We start from the raw sequence: 16,640 nt of genomic DNA, 5'->3' as shown, positions 1-16,640 counted from the left end.
ATCTCCTGTATGACATGTGATGTCGGACGAATGGCGCGGTGGACGGACTGGCCGTGCACCGAGTGGACGCGGCCGACGTTACCCCGCCGGCAATGCATGCGGAGTGACGGCCGCGCCGCCTATTCAGGAAGAGTTGGGGCAACCCGGCCGAGCGCCCGGCTCAGCGCGTCGCCTGATAGGCGGCGAGCGCGGCATCGCGGCCGGCGGCCAGGTCGACGATCGGCCGGCGCGGATAGTCCGGCGCAATGCGCGCCAGCTGCGCGGGCGCCTCCCATGGGCTGAAGCGCAGCGGCACCGGCAGTCCGGCCAGTTCCGGCACCCAGCGGGCGATGTAGCGGCCGTCGGGATCGCACTTCTGCGCCTGCGTCACCGGATTGAACACGCGGAAATACGGCGCGGCATCGGCACCGGTGCCGGCGATCCACTGCCAGCCCAGGGTGTTGTTGGCCAGGTCGGCATCGACCAGGGTGTCCCAGAACCAGCGCGCGCCCTCGCGCCAGTGCATGCGCATGTGCTTGCACAGCCAGCTGCCGACGACCATGCGCACGCGGTTGTGCATCCAGCCGGTCTGCCACAGCTCGCGCATGCCGGCGTCGACGATCGGCACGCCGGTCATGCCCGCGCGCCACGCGGCCAGCTGGGCCTCGTTGCGGCGCGCCCAGGCGAAGCCGTCGAAGCGCGGATTGAAGTTGTGCGAGGGCGTGGTCGGGAAATGGTGCAGCAGGTGGTGGGCGAACTCGCGCCAGCCCAGTTGCCGCACGAATGCGTCGATGTCGGCGCCGGTGCCTGCACTGCGCAGCGTCTCGAGCTCGGCGGCCACCCGCCACGGCGCGATCTCGCCGAAATGCAGGTGCGGCGACAGGCGCGAGGTGCCGGCCTGGTCGGGCCGCTCGCGGCCCTGCCGGTAGCCGTGCAGGGCGCCGTCGACGAACACCTCCAGCATTTCGTGCGCCCCGGCCTCGCCCGGCGTCCACGACGGCCAGAAGCCGGCGTCCCAGTCGTGCGCGGAACGCAGCAGCAGGTCGTCGAGCGCGACCCCGTGCGGGCCGGCCTCGACCTTGGGCAACACGCCCGGCGCCTGCCACGGTGGCGCCAGCCGCCACGATGCCAGCGCCTTGCGCCAGAACGGGGTGAACACCTTGTACGGCCCGCCTTGCCCGGTCGCCAGCGTCCACGGCTCGAACAGCAGCGCGCCGTCGTGGCTTTCGGCGCGCACGCCGGCGCCGCGCAGGGCGCGCTTGATCTTCGCGTCGCGCTGCTCGATCGCCGGTTCGTAGCGCCGGTTCCAGAACACCGCCTCCGCCTCGCAGGTGTCGACCAGGGTGCGCAGCGTCGGCAGCGTCGGCCCGTGGAACAGCCGCAACCGGCTGCCGCGCCGGCGCAGCGCGGCATCGAGCGCGGCCAGCGAACGGTGGCGCCAGGCATCGGAGGCCGCGCCGGGCGCCCAGTCGCCCTCCTCGTCCGGCGCGTGGATGTAGACGCAGACCGGCGCCAGCCCGGCCTCCAGCGCGGCGCGCAGGGCGGGATGGTCGTCGAGCCGGAGGTCGTTGCGGAACCAGACGAGCGCATTCGCCATGGCAGGTCCTGGATGGGGGGACGATGGTCACGACACCGTACAGCGCGGGACGTCGGACACGGATGATGCGGCATGCAGGCCAATCCGGGGCGCGGCGCCAGCCGGATGCCTGCATCGGCGGCAACCGCGCTGCACCGTGACGGGCCTTTTTCGCCCGCTTCCGTCAAAATTACGGGCTTGGGCTCGCGGCACCGCCGCGATGCGCCCCCCGCAACCGGTACCGCCTGTCGTGAGCGAATCGCCTCCCTCCCCCTTCCCGCTGGAACCCACGCCCGCCGAGGCGCAACGCGCCATCGCCGAGGAGTTCGCCTTCTTCGGCGACTGGTCGGAGCGCTACCAGTACCTGATCGACCTGGGCCGCAAGCTGCCGCCGTTCCCCGATGAGTGGAAGACCGAGGAACACCGCCTGCACGGCTGCCAGTCGATGGTCTGGATCGTGCCGTCGGGCGACGCGACGCGGCTCGATTTCGCCGCCGCCAGCGACTCGGCGATCGTCTCCGGCCTGATCTATCTCGCCCTGCGCGTCTATTCGGGCCGCAGCGCGCAGGAAATCGTCGCGACCGACGCCAGCTACATCGGCGACATCGGCCTGGCGAAGCACCTGTCGCCGACCCGCAGCAACGGCCTCGCCGCGCTGCTGGCCTTCATCCGGGCCCGCGCGCAGACCGCCCTGCAGTGAGCGCACCCGACGACCCGCACCAGCCCCCGGCCGACGACCACGACGACAGCCGCGCGGCGCCGCTGCGCAACCGCGATTTCCGCGCACTGCTCGGCTACCGCATCTGCACGATCCTGTCCTACCAGATCGTCGCGGTCACCGTCGGCTGGTACATCTACGAGCAGACCCGCAACCCATGGATGCTGGGCCTGATCGGCCTGGCCGAGGTGCTGCCGTATTTCTGCGTCGCGCCGTTCGCCGGCTACCTGGTCGACCAGCTGCCGCGCCGGCGGCTGGGCATGGCGGCGGCCGCGGGCCTGGCGGTCACGCCGCTGCTGCTGGCGCTGATGGTGCTGGGCACCATCGGCGGCGGCGTCTGGCTGCTGTACCTGCCGATCATGCTGACCGGCATGGTGCGGGCCTTCCTCGGCCCGGTCTACAACGCCCTGTTCGCGCGGATCCTGCCGCGCACCCAGTACGCGCGCGGCGCCAGCCTGGGCAGCATCGTGTTCCAGAGCGCGCTGGTGATCGGTCCGGCGATCGGCGGTGCGCTGATCAAGCCGATCGGCATTCCCGGCGTGTTCGTGCTGGCCGCGCTGCTGGCGCTGGCGGTGGTCGTGTTCCTGGCGCGGATGCAGGTCAGCGAACCGCCACGGCAACCGCAGCGCGACCCGATCTTCGCCAGCATCGCCGAGGGCGCCCGCTTCGTGTTCGGCCACCAGATCCTGCTCGGCGCGCTGGCGCTGGACATGTTCGCGGTGCTGTTCGGCGGCGCGATCTCGCTGGCGCCGGCGTTCATCCACGACATCCTGCACTACGGGCCCGAGGGCCTGGGCATCCTGCGCGGTGCCCCGGCGCTGGGCGCGGTGGCGATGGGCATCTGGCTGGCCCGCCATCCGATCCAGCACAACGCGGGGCGCGTGCTGCTGATCGCCGTGGCCGGATTCGGTGCCTGCATGATCGGCTTCGGCCTGTCGACGCTGTTCTGGCTGTCGGCGTTCTTCCTGCTGCTGTCGGGCATGTGCGACGGCGTCTCGGTGGTGATGCGCTCGACGATCATGCAGCTGGCCACGCCCGACCACATGCGCGGCCGGGTGTCGTCGATCAACGGCCTGTTCGTCGGCTCGTCGAACGAGATCGGCGCCTTCTACATGGGCTCGATGGCACGCCTGCTCGGCCTGGTGCCCGCGGTCGTGTTCGGCGGCTTCGTCACCATGGGCGTGGTCGCGGTCACCGCGAAGAAGGCGCCGAAGCTGCGGCGGCTGGACCTGCGGGAGCTGCATTGACGGCCGTGATTGGTGATTGGTGATTCGGAAAAGCAGGTTCACCGGATACGATAAAGCCCACCAATGGCGGGCTTCATTCTGGAGCAGATCCGTCTGCGATCGTGATTCGCTTCTTCGAATCACGAATCACCAATTACCGCTTCCCGATCAATCCCCCATCTGCTTCTGCAGGTGCTCCCAGCGCTCCTGCTCGTCGATGGTGCGCTCGGCGGTCAGGCGCGCCTCGAGCCGGTCCAGGCCGATCTCCTCGCCCGAATCGACGCTGTAGCCGTATTCGCCCGAATCTACGCGCTTGAGGGTGCTGTCGATCTTGCCGATCAGCTTGCGGTAGCGGTCGCGGGTACGCAGCTCCAGTGAGTTCTCGGTCTCGCGGGTGGCGCGCTCGGCCTCGTCGCCGACGTCGCGCACTTCGTCCTTCAGGTTCTCGATCGTCTGCTTCGATTCCTCGACCAGATCCGCGCGCCACTGCAGCAGGCGCTGGCGGAAGTACTCGAGCTGCAGCGGGCTCATGTACTCCTCGTCGGCCGAGGGCTTGTAACCGGCCGGCACGATGGGACGGCCGGTTTCTTCATCAGTCTTGTACGACACCACTTTCACCTTGGTTTTCGGTGCGGGCTCGGCCGGGCGCGCGACGACGGCGACGGCGACCTTGCCGGCGGGACGCGCGCGCGGCGTGGGCGCCGCGGATTTCTGGACGGCCGGGGTCGGCACCGCCGCTGTCTTGGCCGATGCCGTCTTCGCCGGCGCGGGCTTGGCCGTCGCGCTGGTGGACACCGACTTGGCCGGCGCAGCCTTCTTGGCGACAGGCTTCTTCGCGACAGCTGCGGGCGCGGCCGGCTTCGCCACTGCGGTCTTCGCAGCAGCCTTGGCCGGCGCGGCCTTGCTGGATTTCGTTGCCGGCGCCGGCTTCTTCGCCGCCGCCTTCGGGGTCGAAGCCTTCGCGGGCTTCTTCGCGGCGGCCGGTGCGGATGTCCGGGCGGCAGCCTTCCCGGCGACCGCCGGCTTGGCGGCCGTCTTCTTCGCAGCCGGTTTCGTCGCTGCCTTCGAGGCCAGCGGTTTCGACGCGGACTTGCCGGCAGCCTTCTTCACCGCCGCCTTTCCGGCCGCTGGCCTGGATGCAGCCGCCTTCTTCGCGGCCACGGGCTTCGCAGGCGCCTTGGCGGCGGGCTTGGCGGCCTTCTTGACGGCCTTCTTCGCGGTTTTCTTGACTGCCACGTGCTGCGTTCCTTGTCATTCCCTTGGACGGGGAAGCGGGGTGTTATACCCTGCAAACCCCGCAGCGGCAACCGCAACCGGCTGCCCAGTTCATCGCCCCCGCCGGCCTGTCGTGATCGAGCGCTTCCTGATTGTCCTGCTGCGCGGCTACAAGCGTTGGATCAGCCCGATGCTGGGGCAGCGCTGCCGCTTCCATCCCACGTGTTCCGAGTACGCGATGATCGCCATCGCCCGCTACGGCGCCCTCAAGGGCGGCTGGCTGGCGGCGCGACGGCTCGGACGCTGCCACCCCCTGCATCCGGGCGGACACGACCCGGTGCCGATGCCGCAACAGGAGTCCAAGCGATGACCGACACCCTGATCCTCAATGCCCGCCTCGTGAACGAGGGCCGGATCACCGAGGGCGACCTGCGCATCGGCGCCGACGGCCGCATCGCCGCGATCGGCGGCGGCCTGTCCGCGCGGCCCGGCGAGACCGTGGTCGACGCCGCCGGCCGCTGGCTGCTGCCGGGCATGATCGACGACCAGGTGCACTTCCGCGAGCCGGGACTGGAATACAAGGCCGACATGGCCAGCGAGTCGGCCGCCGCGGTCGCCGGCGGGCTGACCAGCTTCATGGACATGCCCAATACCAGCCCGCCGACACTGAATGCGGCGGCGCTGCAGAACAAGTACGACCGCGCCACCGGCCGCGCCCGCGCCAACTACGGCTTCTACCTCGGCGCCAGCAACGACAACCTCGACGACGTGCGCACGCTCGATCCGCTGACCGCGCCGGGCGTGAAGGTGTTCATGGGCGCCTCGACCGGCAACATGCTGGTCGACAACCCCGAAACGCTGGACGCGATCTTCCGCGAAACCCCGGTGCCGATCATCACGCACTGCGAGGACACGCCGATGATCGACGCGCTGCAGAAGCAGTACGTGGCCAGGTACGGCGACGACATCCCCGCCGAATGCCACCCCGACATCCGCTCGCGCGAGGCCTGCATGAAGTCGACGCAGCTGGCGCTGTCGCTGGCGCGCCGCCACGACACCCGCCTGCACGTGCTGCACATCTCCACCGCCGACGAGCTGGCGCTGTTCGAGGCCGGCCCGCTGGTCGACGCCGACGGCCGGCTGCGCAAGCGCATCACCGCCGAGACCTGCATCCACTTCCTGCGCTTCGACCGCCGCGACTACGCCCGCCTCGGCCACCTGATCAAGTGCAACCCGGCGATCAAGGATCCCGCCGACCGCGAAGCGCTGCTGCGGGCCCTGGCCGACGACGTCATCGACGTGCTGGCGACCGACCATGCGCCGCATACGCTCGCGGAGAAACACAACCCCTATACGCGTGCGCCGAGCGGGCTGCCGCTGGTGCAGTTCGCGCTGGTGGCCGCGCTCGAATGCGTGCACGAGGGCCATTTCGACATCACCCGCGTGGTGCAGAAGTTCGCGCATGCACCGGCGCAGCTGTTCGATGTCGCCGAACGCGGCTTCCTGCGCGAGGGCTATTTCGCCGATCTGGTGCTGGTCGAGGACACGCCGTTCACGGTGACCCGTGAGCAGGTACTGTCGAAGTGCGGCTGGTCGCCATTCGAAGGCACGACGTTCCGCTCGCGCATCGCCTCGACCTGGGTCAACGGCCGGCTCGCCTGGGATGGCAGCCGACTGGTCGGCGACCCGGCCGGACAGCGGCTGGCGTTCGCGCGTTGAGGCCCACGCCCGCCGCCAGCCGCAGCGACGCGGCCCGATCCTCCCTGACGACGACCGCGATGACGATGATGCGCTTGCCCACCGGCCTGCTGCTGGCCACCGCCCTGCTCCTGTGTTCCGCCGTCTCCGCGCAAGCGTCCGACGACCTGCGCTTCCCGGCGCAGGTCCAGCAGGGCAGCCTCGTCGTCGGCAAGGTCCCCGCCGGCAGCCGGGTCACCTATCGCGATCGCAACCTGCGGGTCAGCGGCTACGGCACGGTCGTGCTCGGCATCGGCCGCGACGAGGCCGGACCGGTGCGGATCGACGTGCGCCGTCCCGACGGGCGCCAGGACACGGCGTCGATCGCGATCACCCCGCGCGACTGGCCGGTCGAACACGTCAACGGCGTCCCGCCGGCGACCGTGAATCCACCGCCGGCGATCGCCGAACGCATCCGCCGCGAACAGGCCCAGGTGACCGAGGCGCGCGTGCGCGACGACGACCGGGTCGACTTCGGCAACGGTTTCATCCGTCCGGTCGAGGGCCGCATCAGCGGCCGCTTCGGCCGCGCGCGCTCGTACAATGGCCAGCCCGGCGCGCCGCATTCGGGCATGGACATCGCCGCGCCGACCGGCACCCCGGTCAAGGCGCCGGCCGCCGGCGTGATCACGTTCGCCCGGCCCGACCTCTACCTGACCGGCGGCACGGTACTGCTCGACCACGGCCACGGCATCAGCTCGAACTTCCTGCACCTCTCGCGCATCGACGTGAAACCGGGCGACCGCGTGCAGCAGGGCCAGGTACTCGGTGCCGTCGGCGCGACCGGGCGCGCGACGGGGCCGCATCTGCATTGGGGGATGAATTGGTTCGACGTGCGGATCGATCCCCAGCTGGTTCTGGAGCGCTGAGCAGCGGCGTCCCCGTCATTCGCCTTTCCCACGCGCGGCGGCGCGTTCGGCATGGAAGGCCACCCGTTGTTCGACTGGCGCGGTTCGACGTGCGGATCGATCCCCAACTGGTTCTGGAGCGCTGAGCAGCGGCGTCCCCGTCGTTCGCCTTTGCCACGCGCGGCGGCGCGTTCGGCATGGAAGGCCACCCGTTGTTCGACTGGCGCGGTTCGACGTGCGGATCGATCCGCAGTTGGTACTTGAACGCTGAGTCGTGCTGTCCCTGTCGTTCGCCTTTCCCACGCGCGGCGGCGCGTTCGGCATCACAGGCCGCCGCTCATTCGCCCTTCCCTTCTCCCGCTCGCGGGAGAAGGTGCCCCGAAGGGGCGGATGAGGGCGCAACATGATCGTGGCAAAGCCGGGGGCAGCTCCCGTCAGCTCCCAGGGTTCCGACCCTGCGTCCGCATCACGACACTGCAGGCTGCCGTCATCCGCCGTCTGCTACGGTCGCGCGATGAGCTTCCGCGCCACGCCATCGTCATTGCGTTCGTCCCGGCTGCTGCTGACGTGGGCCATGCCGGTGCTGCTCGGCGCCTGCGCACCCGCAGCGCCGGCACGCACCAGCGCATCCAATACATCCATCGTTCCGCAGCAGGCACCTGCTGCGCGGGAGGTTTCCATGCCGTCCCCCGTCAGCCCGGGAAGCGAGGTCGCCAACACGCGCGTGCGCATTCCGTTGCGCGTGCAGGCCGGCAGCCGGATCGAAGGCGAGGTACCGCCCGGCAGCGTGGTCGAAGCCTCCGGGCAGCGGGTGGTTGCCGACGAGCACGGGCGCGTCGTGCTGCAGGCGCCGGAACAGGCGGGACACTGGAACGTGCACGTGCAGCGCCCGGGCCGGTCGACTCCACTGATGCTGCAGGTAACTGTGACCGAGGTCCGATAATTCCGCCGGGATTCATCAGCTTGCACGCGAGCTGAACACTTCTTTTCCTAAGGTCCGCAGCCGGGTGACGCGTCATGGTCACCCGTTTTCGTATCCACCAGGGAAGAAAAAGATGACCGAAGTGCTGTCCCCACGCATGCGCCGTCCGTCCCGGACTGCCGCGAAGCGTTCCCGTCTTGCCACCGCCATTGCCGGTGGACTGCTCGCCCTTGCCGCCACACCTGCGTTCGCCGTCGACACCACCAGCAACCGTGGCGCGCAGATCGCCGGTGCCGTGGCCTCCGTCTTCGAAACCGGCGCTGCCGGCGCCCATCGCGCCCCGGACTTCAGCGCGCAGCCGCTCGCGGATGGCTTCAGCCGCCGCTGGCAACGCCGGGATCCGTCGCCTGCGTCCGCTGCGACCGTGGGCGTGACCGCGACACCGAATGCCGACACGCCTGGCGATCCGACCGACCCGGACGCATGGATCAACGAGGAATTCCAGGCCGACTGGGGCCTTGAGGTCATCAACGCGCACCACGCCTATGCACGCGGCCTCAGCGGCACTGGCGTGCGGCTGGGCCTGCTCGACAGCGGCGCGGGCTTCGACCATCCCGAGTTCGCCGGCAAGGACCACCGTTCGATCACGATGGCCGAGCTGCTGGCCGACGGCAGCCGCTGCAGCGATGCGACGGTGCTGGCCGGCCCCGATGCCTGCTTCTATTCGGAGGGCGACCAGGTCGCCGTGGATGGCGAGTACTGGGATCCCGAGCTGGCGCCCCTGTTTCCGCATCCCGACAACGACCATCTCTGGGGCAACACGTTCTACTCCTTCAACAGCCACGGCACCCACGTGGCCGGCACCATCGCGGCCAACCGCGACGGCAGCGGCATGCACGGCGTGGCGTTCGGCGCGGACCTGAGTTCGGCGCGGCTGTTCAACGACAGCCTGACCGTCGTCGACATCCCCTGCATTTTCCTCGGACAGTGCACGACGCTGGGCACCGGCGCCGACAGCACCGCGTTCGCGCAGATGTACGAGCAGGCCATCGACCATGGCGTGCAGGCGATGAACCACAGCTGGGGCTACACCTACACCGCGTATACCCCGGAGGAAGTCGCGCTGTACCACGATGCGCTGATGAGCGTTCCCGACATCGCGGCCACATTCGGGCACATGGCCGAGGCCTCGCGCCAGTCCGGGATGATCCAGGTGGTGGCCGCCGGCAACAGCGGCGTCAATCCCAGCCCCGAGGCCAGCCCGCATGCGTCGGCACCCGCGTCGCTGCCGATGATCTTCCCCGACATCGAGCAGTACTGGGTCAGCGTGGTCAACCTCGACCAGGATCTCGCGCTCAGCGAACGCTCGATGAAATGCGGCGTGACCGCCGAGTGGTGCATCGCCGCACCGGGCACCGGCATCACCTCGACCGTGTACGACGGCGACGACGCGATCGCGGGCGACTGGTTCATCGACGAAGCCGGCAACCTGCGCTACGGGTTCGACAGCCGCGAAGGCCTGCCGGGCTTCGCCGACTACTCCGGCACCTCCATGGCCGCGCCGCACGTCACCGGTGCGCTCGGCCTGCTGTTCGAGCGCTTCCCCTACCTCACCGGCGCCCAGGTCCGCGACGTCATGCTGACCACCGCGACCGATCTCGGCGAGGAAGGTGTCGACGAGATCTACGGCTGGGGCCTGCTGAACCTGGAGAAGGCCATCGAAGGCCCGGGGCTGCTGCGCGTCGACACCGAGGTGGTGATGGACACCGCCGCGGGCGGCCTGAAGGTCTGGGAAGGCGATGCCTGGGACGACTGGACCAACGACATCGGCGGCCCCGGCCACCTGACCAAGGCCGGTGCCGGCTGGCTGCGCCTGTCCGGCGACAACAGCTTCGGTGGCGCGACGGTGACCGGGGGCCTGCTGGAATTCGACGGCGCCAACACCCTGGCCGGCGACGTGCATGTCGACGGCGGCACGCTGCTGGTCGGCGGCAGCCTCGACGGCAGCGACCTGACCGTTTCCGACGGACTGGCGATCGTCAACGGCACGGTCGGCGGCGGTACCACGCACATCGGGGTCGACGGCGCGCTCGGCGGCAGCGGCACGCTCGGCGATACCCGGGTCGCCGGCACCATCGCACCGGGCAACTCGATCGGCACCCTCACCGTCGACGGCGACTACACCCAGACCGCGGACGCGACCTTCATCGCCGAACTGCTGCCGCCGGACCAGGCCGACCTGCTGTACGTGACCGGGACGGCGAACCTGCTGGGCGGCACCCTGCTGGCGAGCAGTCTGCCCGGCACCTACCTGCTGGGGCAGCAGTACCGCATCCTGTCCGCCGATGGCGGCGTCGACGGCGAGTTCGACACCCTCGACGCCTCCGGCGTGTCGCCGTTCCTGTCGCTGTCGCTGCTCTACGGCGCCGATGCGATCGACATCGGCGTGACGCGCGGCGCGGCGCTGGCCAGTGCCGCGCAGAGCTTCAACCAGCTGTCCACCGCCGCGGCGCTGGACGCGCTGCCTGACGACCAGGGCCTGCTGGTGCCGCTGACCCAGCTCACCGAGGCACAGGCGCGTGGTGCATTCGACCAGCTCTCGGGCGAAATCCATGCCAGTGCGCAACAGGTCCTGCTCGACAGCGGGCGGCTGGTCCGTGACGCCGCGCTGGCGCGTGCGTCGAGCGGCCACGACGGTTTCCGCGGCCAGCGCGATGCGGATGCGAACACCGGCGCCTGGGTCGAGGTCCAGCGCCAGGGTGGACGCATCACCGGTGACGGCAATGCGGCGCGCACGCAGTACTCCGGCACTGCGGCGCTGGTCGGCATCGACCACCAGCTCGACGGCGGCTGGCGCTTCGGCGCATTCGGCGGCGTCGGCAGCACCGACTTCGACGTTCGTCAGCGCGGCTCCAAGGGCGATGCCGATACCCGGCACATTGGCGTCTACGGCAGCCAGGCCTGGGGTGGCCTCGGCGTCCGCGCCGGCTACACCTACGCCTGGCACGAACTGGACATCGAGCGCGACATCGCCTTCGCCGGCTATTCCGAGGGCGTGCACAGCCGCTACGACGCGAAAGCGTGGCAGGCCTTCGCGGAAGTCGGCTACCGCTTCGGCAACGACGTCTGGGAACTGGAGCCCTACCTGCAGTACGCGCACGTCGAGCTCGACCACGACGCCTTCGTCGAGGATGGCGACGCGGCCGCGCTGCAGGGCCGCAGTGGCGATACGCGCGTCGACCTGGGCACCGCCGGCCTGCGCTTCAACGTCAACCTGCGGGGGTCGGCGCAGGAACAGAGCTGGCTGAGCCTGCGCGGCAACGTCGGCTATCGCTACGCGGGCGGCGACCAGGTTCGCGCCGCCGCATTGTCGTTCGACGGCAGCAACTGGTACAGCGCGCGCAGTCCGGCGATCACCGACGAGGCGACCCTGGTCGAGCTCGGCATCGCCGCGCGCACCTCGGCCAACAGCCTGCTGGAGCTCGGCTACAGCGGCGTGCTGTCCGACGAAGCCCGCGACCACGGCGCCAACGCCCGCTTCTCCGTGCAGTTCTGACGACAGGCGGCAATGGAAACGGAACAGGAGCGGCTTCGGCCGCTCCTTTTTCATGGTTATTTTCCAAAGTCCAGCCCTGCGTAGGTCGGCCCCACGCGGCCGACGCGCGCGGCTGCGGGCCCGGCTACTTCAGGCGGCCGACCAGGCGCACCGACGGGCTGACCTCGAACTCGCGCGGCCGCACCAGCCGCGGAACCGGCCTGGGGTCCTCGACCGGTTCCTTACCCGCGAACAAGCGTGCCCCACCATCGATATCGTCATCGGCAGCGGCGGGCAGGCCGAGCATCGCCCGGGCCCGGGCGTGCAGTTGCGCGGTCGCCTGCACATCGCCGGCCGTTGCCAGCAGGCCGGCATCGGCACGGGCCTTGTCCCAGCCGAGCATGTGCGCGATCTCCTGCATCAGCTTGACCGGATCGACGTCCGGCAACGGCAGCGGATTGGGGGTGCGCTGCAGGATCCGCGGCCGCAGGCGCCCCACCGGCTCGACCTGGCATTCGGACAGGCTGCGATAGACCAGCTCGCTGCAGATCAGGGTCCTGCCGCCGTCGTCGAGCAGCACACGCAGCGCCAGGTTCACGGCCGCCTGCCATGCCACCGGGATCTCGCCGGCATTGCGCAGCGCCGACCACATCCCCAGCACCACCAGCCCGTACTTCGCATAGGGATGTCCGAGGTAGGTCCCGGCACACGCGGCGATGCTGGCACGATCGTCATCGTCGAACGGCGTGCCGTCATGGGCGCAGGGGCGGTACAGGTCGATGTGCTCGATGTCCAACTGCAGCAGCTCGTCGATGCGGGTGGTCAGCACCCCGGCGGTGATCGCCTCGGCGACGGTATCGGGCCCGGTCGCGATCGCCGCATGGCTGTACTGGCTTTCCCCCAGCCACGCGACCACCGCCGAGAAGTCGCCGGCGCTGCGCATCAACAGGATGTCGCCCACCTGGATGTCGGCGACGGCGGTGCCGGGGGCGGGATCGGGCGCACGGGACGTGTGGATCATGCGATGGCCCTCGGGCTGTCGGGTCGCGGATCGGCGCTGACCCGGTCGCGGCCGTCGCGCTTGCTGGCATAGAGCGCCGAATCGGCGCGCAGCAGCAGCGCTTCGGCATCTTCGCCCGGCAGCAGCGTGGCGACACCGATACTGAGGCTGCAATCGAGGCTGTGCGCCTCGACGGTTACGGGCCGGCAGTTCACCGCGGCACGGATGCGCATCGCGGTGGTGATGGCGTCGTCGATGTCGGCGCGCGGCATGACCAGCAGCAGCTCGTCGCCGCCGTAGCGTCCCAGCAGGTCCTGGGCGCGGATGCGGTTGCGGACCCGCCGGCAGATGTAATGCAGGCACTGGTCGCCGACCGGGTGGCCGTGCGCGTCGTTGATGGTCTTGAAATGGTCGATGTCGATGAAGGCGACCGACAGCGCCTCGCCCTGTGCGTGCGCCTGCGCGACCGCCTTGCGCAGTTCGCGCTCGATCGCCGGCCGGCTGGCCAGCAGGGTCAGCGCGTCGAGATCGGCGCGGGCGCTGGCGAGGTCGCGGTCGCGGCGCAGCTCGATCAGCTTCTCGGTCATGCCGAAGGTCAGCACCAGTCCGGCCAGCGCGAAGCTGGCCGCCAGCCCCTGCCCGAGCCAGGCGGGACCTGCGCCGGCGCCCGCGCTGCTCAGCTCCATCGCCCGGAACGCCGCGAACACGGCCAGCGGCAGCCACGACAGGAACAGCAGCAGTGCCTGCCGGTCGCCACGCCAGGCCAGCTGCAGGCCGGCCGCCAGCACCAGCACCGCCGATGCCAGCAACAGCAGATTGCCCAGCAGCGCGACCAGCGGCGCCGTGGAGAGCAGCGCCACGACGGCAAGCGCGACAACCAGCCAGGTCACTGCCGTCAGCGTCCGGCTCAGCAACGGCAGCTTGCGCGGCAGGTCCAGATAGCGCTGCTGGAACAGGTTGCTGCACACCAGTGCGGCGAAGGCCATGAGTCGCGGGCCGCGCACCGATTCGGCGAGCCATGGTCCGATGCCTGGCAGGTGCTCCGCTTCGCCGCCGATCGCGGCGAGGTAGAGCGCGCCGAAACCCAGCATGCCCGCCAGCCAGGCGTAGCTGCGGTCGTTGCTGCCGTACCAGAAGCCGAGCGCGAGCAGTGCCAGCACCAGCATCGTCGCCAGGATCGTCGTGCGCCAGGCGACGTGGCGCAGGTCGTCGCGATGGATCCGGTCGCGCGTCGCGATCGAGAGCGGCATCGGATAACCGGCCGGCGCATCCACCCGCAGCCACACCGCCTGCCCCGCCTGCAGCCCGCCGGGCAGCGCGATCGCCAGTGCGCGCCTGGCGAAGCGCGGGTCCGCCGCGGCGCCGTGCAGTGCGTGTTCGGTTGGGGTATCCGCGCCCGGCAGCCATGCCTGCACGCGCGTGGAATGCGGCGTTTCCAGCACCAGGTGCGGATCGCCTTGCGCCGCGATGTCGGTGCCGGCGCCGATCCGCCACCAGCCGGGCGTGCGCGCGGTCTCGAACAGCACGTCCGACGATGCCTGCGGCACCAGTCCGGCATCGTGCAGACCGGCGACCACTTCATCCGCGGGCGGATCGGCCGCCAGGCGCGCAAGCTCCAGCGGGATGCGTCCAGGCGCCCCGGGATGCGACGGGTACACGCATGCCGGCCACGCCGCCAGCACCAGCAGCAGCCACCACCAGTGCCCCCTCGTGTGCGTCCGGCCCCCGATCCCCATCCGTCAATGCTAGCGCGGAACGGGGGACGCGGCCCGACCGTCGAAGGCGGCGGCGGCCGCCACCGGCGCCGTACTCAGCCGCGCGCCGCGCGCCAGCCGCGCAGCAGCATCGCCGGTGCCGGCACCGCGCGCACCACGCCATTGCGCGCCAGCGACTGCAGGCGCGCCTGCAGGATCGCATCGTGGATGCGCCGCGGCCGGGTGCCGCCGTCGCGCGCCGGCCAGCGCGCCAGCAGCGCGCCGGCCAGGGGCTGGCTGCCGACCAGGAACGCCTGCGCGGCGAGCAGCGGCGCCGTGCTGAGCCGGCCGCCGCCATCGCCACGCGATCCGGTACCCAGCAGCGTTGTCTCGCACGCGGCGACCGCCAGCGCAAGGTCCCGCAGCCGGTCGAGATTGGCATCGGCGTCCTCGGGGTGTTCGCGGGTCGCGGGCAATGCGCGCAGTGCCTGCGCCAGCATCTGCCAAGGGGCATCCAGCCGGTACAGGTGCAGTGCCAGCGGGTGCCGCCGGGCCTGCTTCGCCCAGCCCTGTAGTTCCTCCTGCCACCAGGCCAGCTTGGCCAGTCCCGGCGTCGGGTCGCTGCCGCCCCAGGCGGCATCGCCCAGCTCGTCGAGCAGCGCGAACCAGGCCCGCACCCGCGGATGCTGCGCTTCCGGCACGAAGGCCATGCCGATGCGCCACTCGGGCCAGCGTGCCTGCCACTTGCCGAGGAAATCGTCGTCGCCGGCGACGTCCGTGGTCATGCGGTCGCCGGCCACGCCGAGGCATCGCACAGGGCGGCCGGCCGTTCGACCATCGCGTCGCCCTGCCAGGCGACCGGGTCGTCGCCGTCTAGCCGGTAGCCCCACAGCGCGACCACCGACGGCATGCCGGCCGCGCGCGCCGCGACGATGTCGCGGGCATCGTCGCCGACGTAGACCACGTCTCCGGGCCCGATCCCGATCGCCGCTGCGGCATGCAGCAGCGGCAGCGGATGCGGCTTGCGCTCGGCCAGGCTGTCGCCGCCGACCAGCACCCGGCAGCGGGCCTGCCAGCCGAGTTGCGGCAGGATGTCGCGCGCCAGGGACTCCGGTTTGTTGGTGACGATGCCCCAAGGCGTGCCGGCCGCTTCCAGCGCCGCCAGCATGTCCTCCACGCCGTCGAACGCGCGGCTGTGGCGGCCCAGTTCCTGCCGGTAGATATCCAGGAACTCGGGCACCAGGTCCACGACCTGCGCCGGGTCGAGCTCCGGGAACGCCGCCGACGCCATCGCCCGCGCGCCACGCGAGACGTGCGGACGGATTTCGGCCAGCGCCAGTGGCACGCGGCCGCGCGCGGCCAGCATGCGATTGACCGTGGCCAGCATGTCCGGCGCGCTGTCGAGCAGCGTGCCGTCGAGGTCGAACAGCACGCCGGCGGGGAACCGTGCCGGATCCAACGCCGCGTTCATCCGGGTTTCCGCGCGCACGCCAGGTAGTTGACGTCGGTACGCGAGACGACGCGCGCGGCATTGCGCCAGGGCTCGTACATCAGGCCGCTGACGTCCTCGATCGCCAGATCCGCCGCGCGCAGCCATGCCGCCAGTTCCGACGGCCGGATGAAGGCGCTGTACTGGTGGGTGCCGCGCGGCAACAGGCGGGCGACGTATTCGGCGCCGACGATCGCCAGCGCGAACGCGGCCGGGGTGCGGTTGAGCGTCGACACGAACAGCTGCCCACCGGGCTTGAGCAGGGTCGCGCAGGCCTGCAGGATCGCGGCCGGATCCGGCACGTGCTCGAGCATCTCCATGCAGGTCACCACGTCGAAACTGCCCGGGCGTTCCGCCGCCAGCGCCTCGACCGGCTGCACCCGGTAGTCGACCTCGACGCCGGACTCGAGCGCGTGCAGCTTCGCCACCCGGATCAGGTCCTCGGACAGGTCGATCGCCGTGACCCGGGCGCCACGCCTGGCCATCGCCTCGCTGAGCAGGCCGCCGCCACAGCCGACGTCGAGCACCTCGGCATCGTCGAGCCGCGCGCGTTCGCGCACATAGTCCAGCCGTGCCGGATTGAGCGCGTGCAAGGGCTTCTGCGGGCCATCGCTGTCCCACCAGCGGCTGGCGAGCGCGCCGAACTTGTCCAATTCGGCCTGGCGGTAGTTGCCCTGCGGGGGGGTGTCTTGAGCAGTCAT

15 protein-coding genes are annotated in these 16,640 nt (G+C 70.6%); 7 read left to right on the top strand and 8 right to left on the bottom strand.

What is annotated here, in order from left to right; all coding sequences use genetic code 11:
* Window positions 1–160 precede the first annotated feature (160 nt).
* Window positions 161–1,576 carry a cryptochrome/photolyase family protein gene (locus tag LDO26_RS01760; protein WP_232129342.1) on the bottom strand — a complete coding sequence of 472 codons (1,416 nt, stop codon included), beginning with the start codon at window positions 1,574–1,576 and terminating at the stop codon, window positions 161–163.
* 229 nt (window positions 1,577–1,805) lie between these two features.
* Here LDO26_RS01760 and LDO26_RS01755 point away from each other — a divergent pair, with 229 nt between their 5' ends.
* Together LDO26_RS01755 and LDO26_RS01750 are read left to right on the top strand one after the other, a co-directional pair.
* Window positions 1,806–2,255 (top strand): SufE family protein, encoded by a 450-nt coding sequence (locus LDO26_RS01755; protein WP_232129341.1) that lies wholly within the window; start codon window positions 1,806–1,808, stop codon window positions 2,253–2,255.
* Window positions 2,252–3,520 (top strand): MFS transporter, encoded by a 1,269-nt coding sequence (locus tag LDO26_RS01750; RefSeq protein WP_435594008.1) that lies wholly within the window; start codon window positions 2,252–2,254, stop codon window positions 3,518–3,520. Before LDO26_RS01755 ends, LDO26_RS01750 begins: the two co-directional genes overlap by 4 nt.
* 147 nt (window positions 3,521–3,667) lie before the next feature.
* Here LDO26_RS01750 and dksA read toward each other — a convergent pair whose 3' ends face one another.
* On the bottom strand, window positions 3,668–4,735 hold the full coding sequence (gene dksA / locus LDO26_RS01745; RefSeq protein WP_232129340.1) for an RNA polymerase-binding protein DksA: 1,068 nt from the start codon (window positions 4,733–4,735) through the stop codon (window positions 3,668–3,670).
* A gap of 169 nt (window positions 4,736–4,904) precedes the next feature.
* Here dksA and yidD point away from each other — a divergent pair, with 169 nt between their 5' ends.
* From yidD to LDO26_RS01730, 3 genes are all read left to right on the top strand, one after another.
* Window positions 4,905–5,084: a membrane protein insertion efficiency factor YidD gene (gene yidD, locus LDO26_RS01740; RefSeq protein ID WP_232129401.1), complete on the top strand. Its 180-nt coding sequence runs from the start codon at window positions 4,905–4,907 to the stop codon at window positions 5,082–5,084.
* A complete protein-coding gene (locus LDO26_RS01735) occupies window positions 5,081–6,433 on the top strand; it encodes a dihydroorotase (protein WP_232129339.1) in 1,353 nt (450 codons plus the stop codon). The genes yidD and LDO26_RS01735 overlap by 4 nt, the downstream gene beginning before the upstream one ends.
* 65 nt (window positions 6,434–6,498) lie before the next feature.
* A complete protein-coding gene (locus tag LDO26_RS01730; protein WP_435594013.1) occupies window positions 6,499–7,320 on the top strand; it encodes a M23 family metallopeptidase in 822 nt (273 codons plus the stop codon).
* Window positions 7,321–7,800: 480 nt separating this feature from the next.
* On the opposite strand, the gene LDO26_RS01725 is transcribed toward LDO26_RS01730, so the two are convergent.
* Complete coding sequence (locus LDO26_RS01725; RefSeq protein WP_232129338.1) at window positions 7,801–7,980, bottom strand: hypothetical protein; 180 nt, start codon at window positions 7,978–7,980, stop codon at window positions 7,801–7,803.
* Here LDO26_RS01725 and LDO26_RS01720 point away from each other — a divergent pair.
* Both LDO26_RS01720 and LDO26_RS01715 read left to right on the top strand, forming a co-directional pair.
* Complete coding sequence (locus LDO26_RS01720; protein ID WP_232129337.1) at window positions 7,979–8,242, top strand: hypothetical protein; 264 nt, start codon at window positions 7,979–7,981, stop codon at window positions 8,240–8,242. The two genes, LDO26_RS01725 and LDO26_RS01720, sit on opposite strands and share 2 nt — an antisense overlap.
* Before the next feature lie 112 nt (window positions 8,243–8,354).
* Window positions 8,355–11,777 carry an autotransporter domain-containing protein gene (locus LDO26_RS01715; protein WP_232129336.1) on the top strand — a complete coding sequence of 1,141 codons (3,423 nt, stop codon included), beginning with the start codon at window positions 8,355–8,357 and terminating at the stop codon, window positions 11,775–11,777.
* A gap of 124 nt (window positions 11,778–11,901) precedes the next feature.
* Here LDO26_RS01715 and LDO26_RS01710 read toward each other — a convergent pair whose 3' ends face one another.
* The 5 genes from LDO26_RS01710 to ubiG all read right to left on the bottom strand — a co-directional run bounded on the left by LDO26_RS01710 (window position 11,902) and on the right by ubiG (window position 16,640).
* Complete coding sequence (locus LDO26_RS01710; protein ID WP_232129335.1) at window positions 11,902–12,777, bottom strand: C40 family peptidase; 876 nt, start codon at window positions 12,775–12,777, stop codon at window positions 11,902–11,904.
* Window positions 12,774–14,492, bottom strand: coding sequence for a sensor domain-containing diguanylate cyclase (locus tag LDO26_RS01705; RefSeq protein ID WP_232129334.1), 1,719 nt, complete (start codon window positions 14,490–14,492; stop codon window positions 12,774–12,776). The genes LDO26_RS01710 and LDO26_RS01705 overlap by 4 nt, the downstream gene beginning before the upstream one ends.
* A gap of 74 nt (window positions 14,493–14,566) precedes the next feature.
* The gene (locus LDO26_RS01700) at window positions 14,567–15,235 is read right to left on the bottom strand and encodes a phytoene/squalene synthase family protein (RefSeq protein WP_232129333.1); all 669 of its coding nucleotides are present in this window, start codon (window positions 15,233–15,235) and stop codon (window positions 14,567–14,569) included.
* Complete coding sequence (locus LDO26_RS01695; protein ID WP_232129332.1) at window positions 15,232–15,921, bottom strand: phosphoglycolate phosphatase; 690 nt, start codon at window positions 15,919–15,921, stop codon at window positions 15,232–15,234. Before LDO26_RS01695 ends, LDO26_RS01700 begins: the two co-directional genes overlap by 4 nt.
* The gene (gene ubiG / locus LDO26_RS01690; RefSeq protein WP_232129331.1) at window positions 15,918–16,640 is read right to left on the bottom strand and encodes a bifunctional 2-polyprenyl-6-hydroxyphenol methylase/3-demethylubiquinol 3-O-methyltransferase UbiG; all 723 of its coding nucleotides are present in this window, start codon (window positions 16,638–16,640) and stop codon (window positions 15,918–15,920) included. Before ubiG ends, LDO26_RS01695 begins: the two co-directional genes overlap by 4 nt.

This window comes from Proluteimonas luteida (assembly GCF_021191695.1).
Classification (GTDB): domain Bacteria; phylum Pseudomonadota; class Gammaproteobacteria; order Xanthomonadales; family Xanthomonadaceae; genus Luteimonas; species Luteimonas luteida.
This window is presented reverse-complemented; position numbering and strand designations above follow the sequence as displayed.

Excerpts from the sequence above, each read along its gene's own strand:
- LDO26_RS01760 (WP_232129342.1), bottom strand. The coding sequence starts at position 1,576 with ATGGCGAATGCGCTCGTCTGGTTCCGCAACGACCTCCGGCTCGACGAC.
- yidD (WP_232129401.1), top strand. The coding sequence starts at position 4,905 with ATGCTGGGGCAGCGCTGCCGCTTCCATCCCACGTGTTCCGAGTACGCG.
- LDO26_RS01735 (WP_232129339.1), top strand. The coding sequence starts at position 5,081 with ATGACCGACACCCTGATCCTCAATGCCCGCCTCGTGAACGAGGGCCGG.
- LDO26_RS01730 (WP_435594013.1), top strand. The coding sequence starts at position 6,499 with ATGATGCGCTTGCCCACCGGCCTGCTGCTGGCCACCGCCCTGCTCCTG.
- LDO26_RS01720 (WP_232129337.1), top strand. The coding sequence starts at position 7,979 with ATGCCGTCCCCCGTCAGCCCGGGAAGCGAGGTCGCCAACACGCGCGTG.
- LDO26_RS01725 (WP_232129338.1), bottom strand. The coding sequence starts at position 7,980 with ATGGAAACCTCCCGCGCAGCAGGTGCCTGCTGCGGAACGATGGATGTA.
- LDO26_RS01715 (WP_232129336.1), top strand. The coding sequence starts at position 8,355 with ATGACCGAAGTGCTGTCCCCACGCATGCGCCGTCCGTCCCGGACTGCC.
- LDO26_RS01710 (WP_232129335.1), bottom strand. The coding sequence starts at position 12,777 with ATGATCCACACGTCCCGTGCGCCCGATCCCGCCCCCGGCACCGCCGTC.
- LDO26_RS01705 (WP_232129334.1), bottom strand. The coding sequence starts at position 14,492 with ATGGGGATCGGGGGCCGGACGCACACGAGGGGGCACTGGTGGTGGCTG.
- LDO26_RS01700 (WP_232129333.1), bottom strand. The coding sequence starts at position 15,235 with ATGACCACGGACGTCGCCGGCGACGACGATTTCCTCGGCAAGTGGCAG.
- LDO26_RS01695 (WP_232129332.1), bottom strand. The coding sequence starts at position 15,921 with ATGAACGCGGCGTTGGATCCGGCACGGTTCCCCGCCGGCGTGCTGTTC.
- ubiG (WP_232129331.1), bottom strand. The coding sequence starts at position 16,640 with ATGACTGCTCAAGACACCCCCCCGCAGGGCAACTACCGCCAGGCCGAA.